The organism is Coleofasciculus sp. G2-EDA-02, from assembly GCF_040226375.1.
GTDB lineage: Bacteria > Cyanobacteriota > Cyanobacteriia > Cyanobacteriales > Coleofasciculaceae > Coleofasciculus.
In genome coordinates this window covers 1-7,163 of sequence record NZ_JAVKEW010000024.1, presented here as the reverse complement: position 1 = coordinate 7,163, position 7,163 = coordinate 1, and the positions used below count along the sequence as shown (strand labels likewise).

Sequence of the window (7,163 nt, the reverse complement as noted above, 5' to 3'; positions counted from 1 at the left end):
TTGTATTTACATTACCACAATAGTAGAACGTTATCCGAATTATTTGACTGGCGAATTTATTCGCTACCTAGACGGTTCGCTCGGTTTCATCTCCCAGCTAAAGAGCGTGGGAGCCTTCACCCATCGCTTGAACGGTAAAGGCAAGCTGAACCCGGGGAATGACCTGGTGTCCAGATAGCCGTACAGTGATCAGAAATTGCCAACTCTTGCTCAAAGGAGGTAGCTTGGGCGCTCTTTAGCAGGTAGGCTTCTTGTTCTTGAATCACCAGGTTACAACCAAAAGCGTCCTGAATCTGTTGGGCTTTGCCAATACCGCCCCGATGGGTAATGAATAGACAGGAGACACCTCCGTGATCCCGCAAAAATTGGTGAGTCCCATCATTCCAAACCGGACAATCAATCAACACCCCAGCCCCATTCTCTACAATGAAATAAGCTGTACCTCCTAAGGTGTCGCGATTGGGTGGAAATGCGAAAATATGATTAAGGACTGGGCGTGGGGATTTGAACACAGTAGCTTATAGATTTAGCGACGAGCTGGGACGAAAAACACGATGATCCGTTTGAGACAAATCAGGTTGCACAATGCATGTTGGTCTGTAATCATTAGCCACTCGGACTAATCTTGGTCAAGATTTTGCTTTTATCACGAATGGGTATCTGTACATCATGGAACTCTGGTTACTCCTAATTTTACTTGTTTTCATTGCCTACTTTATTGGCAGGTACTCGGTTACCAGGATGAACCGGATGCCGACACCCCCTGAAAACTCAGCGACTGGATCAACGGTTTCCCAGGCGGCTGAAAAGTTAGGGCTGCGTCCAATAACCAAACAGGAAGAAACTGATCTGCGAAATTGCTTTCCTTGGGGCGTCTACTATCTCCAAAATCTGGAGTATCGTCCCCAAGCGGTTTTATGTCGGGGGAAACTCCGCACCAATCCTGATGCTGCCTATAAAACGGTGCGGAATAATGTTGAGGCAGAATTTGGCGATCGCTTCTTTGTGATTTTTCAGGAAAGCTTCAGTGGGAAACCGTTCTTTGCCCTGGTTCCCAACCCCTACGCCCAGTCGAGAGGGAAACGGTTGAATGATGAGTTAACCCGACCAGGTTTAGCGTTAGCTCTGGTGGTCATTACCTTATTTACCACAACATTGGTGGGCGCTACCCAAATTGCTGGACTTTCTCCGGAACAAGTACAATCTAACCCAGAGGCATTACTGACAGGATTGCCCTATGCCTTAGCCCTGATGGCAATTTTAGGGATTCACGAACTGGGTCATTACCTCGTCGCCATGTATTACAAAATGCGGACGACTCTCCCCTACTTTATCCCTATACCCTTTTTCCCAGGCACCTTTGGCGCGTTTATCCAGATGCGATCGCCTGTACCTAATCGCAAAGCCTTATTTGATGTCGGTATTGCAGGTCCGGTGGCGGGATTACTGGTCACCTTTCCCCTTCTATTCTGGGGCTTAGCCCATTCTAGTCCGGTTACTTTGACAGAAGAATCAGGATTGGTGAATATCCAATCCTTAGATCCGCGTTTTTCCTTATTGCTGTCACTCATCAGCAAATTGGCGTTAGGGAGTCAATTTATGCCAGACACGGCGATCAACCTGCATCCAGTCGCCGTTGCTGGGTATATTGGATTAATCGTCACGGCGTTTAATTTAATGCCCGTCGGTCAACTGGATGGTGGTCATATTATCCACGCGATGTTTGGGCAGAGAACAGGTGCAGCCATTGGTCAACTGAGCCGATTATTAGTTTTGGTTCTGGCATTTTTGCAACCCGATTTGCTCCTGTGGGCGATTATATTAATCTTGCTGCCCGTTGTCGATGAACCCGCCTTGAACGATGTTTCAGAATTGGATAACTGGCGGGATTTTGCCGGATTGCTAGCACTGACTATCCTCGTGAGTATTCTCTTACCGGTTCCTGGAACCCTTTCTCAATGGTTAAATTTTTAAGCGTCGCCACTCCTGTAACTCCCGATATAGCATGAGAAAAAAACAGTCTTATTGGTTCTGTCTTCTAGAGCTTTCTCCGGGAAAGCCTAGTACAGGGTTGTTTCTCCTGCTAACCCGCTAAAATATCTCTTGTCTGCCTTTGTCTCCTTTGTGCCGAAGAGTGCGATCGCCTAATGGTTAAACTAGATTAAACCCGTGTGGGTTATTCACTTGTCGTTGTTACCGCCTTCGGTAAACCCAAGGATTAAAAAAATGTCTCAAACTGAAACTTCTCAATTCCATCAACCTCAAACCAACAGTACACCCACGGACTTAGAACAGTCTTCACAGGCAACAGATGCTCAAGAAAGGCATCTATTGCTGGTGGAAGATGATAAAGGACGCCGAGTCTTTCATTTAGAAGCACAAGTCTATTCAATTGGTCGAGATCCTAGCTGCGATATCCGCCTGTTCTCCATGTTTGTCTCTCGCCAACATGCAACGTTACGACGGATGGCACTCGATAACGGTTCATACCGTTACCAAATTGCCGATGGGAACCTTCAAGGTCAACCTAGCACCAATAAAATCCTGATTAATGGTCGCAAAATTAGTACTTATGAACTTAAAGATGGCGATCAAGTCGTGTTTGGCGCAGGCGTGAGTGGGAAATACTACCGACTTAAGCCCGAAGACAAAAAAAGTGGTCCCCTCGACCCGTTTGATATTACTCTAATTGACCCCAGCATGTTAGACGACTAGAATCGTACAAAATTTACATTGGGTTATAGGTTCGTCGTCATTGGTCATTGATTATTGGTGGCTAGGGAATACTTGTGATCAGAATTGACCTCTCCTCGGCATAAATGACCGAGGATTCTAAAAGGATACTTCGGGACGGGTTAAAACACCGTTTTCTTTGATCATCCAGGTAAGACATGGAACAACAGACAATTCAGGTAATTGGTGGTGGATTAGCGGGTACGGAAGCCGCGTGGCAGATTGCCAAAGCGGGAGTGCCCGTGGTACTCCATGAAATGCGTCCGGTGCGGATGAGTCCTGCCCATCATACCGGAGAATTAGCGGAATTGGTATGTAGTAATTCCTTTGGGGCGCTATCGAGCGATCGCGCGGCGGGGTTGTTGCATGAAGAGTTACGCCGTCTGGGTTCTATTGTTATCACTAAAGCGGATAACCATGCGGTATCGGCTGGGGGGGCGTTGGCGGTGGATAGGGCGGTATTTAGCCACGATTTGACCGAAACCCTTGCTAGTCATCCTCTGATTGAGTTACGGCGGGGGGAAGTGCCGCAAATTCCGCCAGAAGGTGTTGTGGTGCTGACAACGGGTCCATTGACAAGTCCAGCCTTAGCTGAAGACTTGCAGCGTTTCACGGGGATGGATTATTTCAGTTTCTTTGATGCGGCATCGCCAATTATCGTCGGGGAGTCGATTAACCAAGACATTGCCTTTATGGCGTCCCGATATGACAAGGGAGAGGCAGCTTATCTGAATTGTCCCATGAATCGGGAGCAATATTTAAGGTTTTGGCAAGAATTGTGTCAGGCGGAAAAAGCCCAATTGAAGGATTTTGAGCAAGAAACGGCAAAGTTTTTTGAAGGCTGTCTGCCGATTGAAGAAATGGCGCGGCGGGGAGAAGATACGATGCGCTATGGTCCCCTGAAGCCTGTGGGATTGTTTGATAGCCGTCAGGGAGACTTTCGCGCCACAGAAAATCAGCATAAGCGTCCTTATGCGGTAGTACAGTTGCGCCAAGAAGATAAGGCGGGTCAGTTGTGGAACATGGTGGGGTTTCAGACGAATCTACGTTGGGGCGAACAGAAGCGAGTCTTTCGGTTAATTCCAGGGTTGGAAAATGCCGAGTTTGTGCGGATGGGAGTGATGCACCGCAATACTTTTATTAATTCGCCAGAATTGCTGTATCCAACGCTACAGTTTAAAAGCTGTCCGACAAGGTTAGCAGCGGGTCAGTTGGTGGGAACGGAAGGGTATACAGCCGCATCGGCTGGAGGTTGGTTAGCTGGGACAAATGCAGCGCGGTTGGTGTTAGGGTTAGAACAGATTACGTTACCACCAACGACGATGATGGGGGCGTTATTTGAGTTTATTAGTTCAGCATCACCGAAACACTTTCAACCCATGCCACCTAATTTTGGCATTTTACCAACCCTAGGAGTACGGATTAAAGGGAAAAAAGAGCGGTATGGGGCGTATCGCGATCGCGCTTTAGCTGATTTGCAGAGTTGGCAGCATAAATTGCAGGTATCTGCGGCTTGAGTCTTGACAATCCCCGCACTTTTAGGGCGGGGATTCTTCTTTGGTAGTTTTTTGGTGATGACAATAATTTGTCACGGTACATATTATTTAAGAAGCGGGCAGCGAGAATCGAACTCGCATCATCAGCTTGGAAGGCTGAGGTTTTACCACTAAACTATGCCCGCAGGCGCTCATAACTTTTCTAGTATAAACCAAGATAGCACAAGTTTGGCAAGTTTCCACCAAAATTATCGGCTCAGTTCGCCGGGGGATTAATTTCCAGGGTCAGGAAGTACGACCCGTACACAGGGCTACCCGCCATGTATGTTGGTGAAAAACTCCAATCGGCAATAATCTCCTGGGCGAGTCTCTGGGCTTGCTCTTGAGTGAGTGTTCCTGGTGGCACTTTAGTCTTCTCGGGTAGAACTTCTGCTTTGCCCATATCAGTGATCAAAACGAGAACCTCAATAACCACAGGTTGCTCCAGAGTAATGCCTAAGGATGTGAGTTCATCCACCGAGAGGGGTTGGCTCTTTTTCAGGATTTGGGCAAATTGGTCGCCTGAATTGCGTTGCGGATCGATAACAGAACCGCCACCCGGCACGGGTATGAGTCCATTAATAGAGACAATGAAACCCCCGCCGGACTGATTTCCGGGTGACGTGGGTTTTGGTGGTTCCTGTGGCGATGGGGGAGAAGAAGGATTAGGCGTAGTCGGGTTTAGGAGTTCCTCTGATGGCTCAGGAGACGGCGTTTTTCCCGTCCCTTCAGAGGTGGTAGACGTTGGCGATGGGTTCGGGGTTTGGTTCGGTGAGTTGGGCGAGGAAACCTTTGTGGGTGAAGGGTTAGGGGTTTCTTGAGTGGTGTTTGCGATCGCCTGATTCGGGCGATTTGTCCGTTGTTCTGACTCGGCTTGAATTTCACGACTCTTTCCTGGTGTTTTTTGAGTAACCGGAGAAGGGGGAGATTGAGTCGCTGGAGTTGGCATGGTAGCATTTGAGGCGAGGGCAATCACCTCAATGGGAATCAGTTGTTGACTCAACCGCCAGTCCTGAAAGCGTCCCAACAGCGCCAGACGCAGCAACCCCAAGCCAAGCAGATGAATCGCCACAGAACTTAGAATAACTGTTCTCCAGAGCGCCGGTGGGTCAGTGTGGCTGCGTTGGGGTATCTGAGGTTGGTTTAGTGTGGGTTGTGTCATGACAATCAGGTTGAGATGATTTAATTCCATACTGCCAAATAGCCACTGAGCATCTGGATCAAGTCTTAGCTTTCTTTACAGATGAGCGATGGTGAAAGCCCTCGTAATTTATCCGAGGGATGAAACCGAGCAAGGCGTTTAGCCCTCCGCAACTTTAGTTGCGACTTGAACACACTTGTTGGATTCTACGCTAAATTAGATAGCGTAACCAGATAGCCGACCATGATAGTTTTTGAGTTCAAGGTAAAAGCTAAGCCCACTCAATACGCAGCAATCGATGAGGCAATTCGGACAGCACAGTTTGTCCGAAACAAATGCTTGCGACACTGGATGGACAACAAAGGTGTTGATAAGTATGACCTCAGCAAATATTGCCGCGTATTGGCGAAAGAGTTTGATTTTGCAGCGGAACTCAATTCTCAAGCACGTCAAGCATCGGCTGATCGTGCTTGGAGTGCTATTAGTCGTTTCTATGAAAATTGTCGAAAAAAGGTTAAAGGAAAGAAAGGTTTTCCTAAGTTCAAGAAAAACTGCCGTTCGGTTGAATATAAAACATCAGGATGGAAGTTGTCAGAGAACCGGAAAACCATAGCTTTCACCGACAAAAAAGACATAGGACGACTAAAGCTAAAAGGTACTTATGATCTGAACTTCTATCAACTCGATCAAATCAAGCGAGTGCGATTAGTCAGACGTGCCGATGGCTATTATGTACAATTTGCGGTTAAAGCTGATGTGAGGGTGAAAACAAAACCTACTGGTAATGCTATTGGTTTAGACCTAGGGATCAAATACTTTCTGGCTGATTCTAATGGCAACACCGAGGACTCTCCAAAGTTCTACCGCCAAGCGGAAAAAAAACTCAATCAAGCTAACCGCAAGAAGTCTAAGAAATACCGAAAAGGAGCAAAACCACAGTCAAAGAATTATCATAAGGCAAGAAAACGATATGCTCGGAAGCATTTAAGAGTAAGTAGGCAGCGAAAAGAATACTGCAAGCGAGTTGCATATTCCGTTATCCAATCTAACGATTTGGTCGCCTATGAAGACTTGAACGTGAAAGGGCTGGTAAGAAATCGTCACTTGTCTAAGTCCATTTCTGATGCAGGCTGGTCTACATTTCGACAATGGCTAGAATATTTTGGACATAAGTACGGGAAAGCCACTGTGGCGGTTCCACCACAATACACATCCCAAGATTGTCCAAAGTGTCACCATCGAGTCAAAAAATCTCTATCTCAACGAACCCATGTTTGTGGAAATTGTGGATATGTTGAAGATAGAGATATTGCAGCTAGCCTGAACATCCTACAAAAAGGATTAAGTACGGTAGGGCATACCGGAACCTACGCTTGGGGAGACCTGCCCTCTTGGACGATTGGAGCAATCCTGTCGTCTAACGGCGGATCGGAGAACCAAGAATCCTCGTCTCTTTAGAGCGAGGAGTGTCAACTTACCCACAGCTGCAGCAGAATCGGACACTATCTATCATTAAGCACGGTTCAATAACCGCCGCCGTCCCTTCAGGTGGTTGCCACCATCTCTAAACAGTCGAGTTCAAAATATATTGACTTGGGTAAGGCGATTATCAGGAGTCTGTCCGATCATGGGCATTAGCCAGGAGCTAGTCAGGTTCGATCTACAAAAGATGCAGAACTCAGAGGTATCTGGCGGAGAGTATCAACAGGGCGAGCTGGCTGGCTACGAGGTTCGCGAGTATCTCCTGGAAAAGT

6 protein-coding genes, 1 tRNA gene and 1 pseudogene are annotated in these 7,163 nt (G+C 47.3%); 5 read left to right on the top strand and 3 right to left on the bottom strand.

All coding sequences use genetic code 11. The features are described from left to right. Positions 1–116: 116 nt before the first annotated feature. Positions 117–512, bottom strand: a complete 396-nt coding sequence (locus tag RLO19_RS02860) for a hypothetical protein (protein ID WP_446353669.1) — start codon at positions 510–512, stop codon at positions 117–119. Positions 513–669: 157 nt separating this feature from the next. On the opposite strand from RLO19_RS02860, the gene RLO19_RS02855 reads away from it, so the two are divergent. The 3 genes from RLO19_RS02855 to trmFO all read left to right on the top strand — a co-directional run bounded on the left by RLO19_RS02855 (position 670) and on the right by trmFO (position 4,250). Continuing rightward, positions 670–1,974 (top strand): site-2 protease family protein, encoded by a 1,305-nt coding sequence (locus RLO19_RS02855; protein ID WP_446353667.1) that lies wholly within the window; start codon positions 670–672, stop codon positions 1,972–1,974. Positions 1,975–2,226: 252 nt separating this feature from the next. Continuing rightward, a complete protein-coding gene (locus tag RLO19_RS02850; RefSeq protein ID WP_446353665.1) occupies positions 2,227–2,715 on the top strand; it encodes an FHA domain-containing protein in 489 nt (162 codons plus the stop codon). Between the two features lie 176 nt (positions 2,716–2,891). Further along, the gene (trmFO, locus tag RLO19_RS02845) at positions 2,892–4,250 is read left to right on the top strand and encodes an FADH(2)-oxidizing methylenetetrahydrofolate--tRNA-(uracil(54)-C(5))-methyltransferase TrmFO (RefSeq protein WP_446353663.1); all 1,359 of its coding nucleotides are present in this window, start codon (positions 2,892–2,894) and stop codon (positions 4,248–4,250) included. A 93-nt stretch (positions 4,251–4,343) separates the two neighbouring features. Here trmFO and RLO19_RS02840 read toward each other — a convergent pair. Continuing rightward, a tRNA-Gly gene (locus RLO19_RS02840) sits at positions 4,344–4,414 on the bottom strand. A gap of 71 nt (positions 4,415–4,485) precedes the next feature. Then, positions 4,486–5,460, bottom strand: coding sequence for a hypothetical protein (locus RLO19_RS02835; RefSeq protein ID WP_446353662.1), 975 nt, complete (start codon positions 5,458–5,460; stop codon positions 4,486–4,488). Between the two features lie 192 nt (positions 5,461–5,652). Here RLO19_RS02835 and RLO19_RS02830 point away from each other — a divergent pair, with 192 nt between their 5' ends. Continuing rightward, positions 5,653–6,867 (top strand): RNA-guided endonuclease InsQ/TnpB family protein, encoded by a 1,215-nt coding sequence (locus RLO19_RS02830; protein ID WP_446353660.1) that lies wholly within the window; start codon positions 5,653–5,655, stop codon positions 6,865–6,867. 61 nt (positions 6,868–6,928) lie between these two features. Further along, a pseudogene (locus RLO19_RS02825) lies at positions 6,929–7,163 on the top strand (RRXRR domain-containing protein); the annotation flags it as partial.

Excerpts from the sequence above, each read along its gene's own strand:
- RLO19_RS02855 (WP_446353667.1), top strand. The coding sequence starts at position 670 with ATGGAACTCTGGTTACTCCTAATTTTACTTGTTTTCATTGCCTACTTT.
- RLO19_RS02850 (WP_446353665.1), top strand. The coding sequence starts at position 2,227 with ATGTCTCAAACTGAAACTTCTCAATTCCATCAACCTCAAACCAACAGT.
- trmFO (WP_446353663.1), top strand. The coding sequence starts at position 2,892 with ATGGAACAACAGACAATTCAGGTAATTGGTGGTGGATTAGCGGGTACG.
- RLO19_RS02835 (WP_446353662.1), bottom strand. The coding sequence starts at position 5,460 with ATGGAATTAAATCATCTCAACCTGATTGTCATGACACAACCCACACTA.
- RLO19_RS02830 (WP_446353660.1), top strand. The coding sequence starts at position 5,653 with ATGATAGTTTTTGAGTTCAAGGTAAAAGCTAAGCCCACTCAATACGCA.